The 532-nt window shown below is 54.9% G+C and carries 1 rRNA gene; it reads right to left on the reverse strand.

Annotated features, from left to right (window positions below):
- Positions 1–532, reverse strand: a 16S ribosomal RNA gene (locus HMPREF3142_RS23920); the annotation flags it as partial.

Genomic DNA, 532 nt, shown 5'->3' on the forward strand with positions numbered 1-532 from the left:
AAGTTCTGTGGATGTCAAGACCAGGTAAGGTTCTTCGCGTTGCATCGAATTAAACCACATGCTCCACCGCTTGTGCGGGCCCCCGTCAATTCATTTGAGTTTTAACCTTGCGGCCGTACTCCCCAGGCGGTCGATTTAACGCGTTAGCTCCGGAAGCCACGCCTCAAGGGCACAACCTCCAAATCGACATCGTTTACAGCGTGGACTACCAGGGTATCTAATCCTGTTTGCTCCCAACGCTTTCGCACCTGAGCGTCAGTCTTTGTCCAGGGGGCCGCCTTCGCCACCGGTATTCCTCCAGATCTCTACGCATTTCACCGCTACACCTGGAATTCTACCCCCCTCTACAAGACTCTAGCCTGCCAGTTTCGAATGCAGTTCCCAGGTTGAGCCCGGGGATTTCACATCCGACTTAACAGACCGCCTGCGTGCGCTTTACGCCCAGTAATTCCGATTAACGCTTGCACCCTCCGTATTACCGCGGCTGCTGGCACGGAGTTAGCCGGTGCTTCTTCTGCGGGTAACGTCAATC

It is taken from the genome of Klebsiella sp. HMSC16C06 (assembly GCF_001808325.1).
GTDB lineage: Bacteria > Pseudomonadota > Gammaproteobacteria > Enterobacterales > Enterobacteriaceae > Klebsiella > Klebsiella variicola.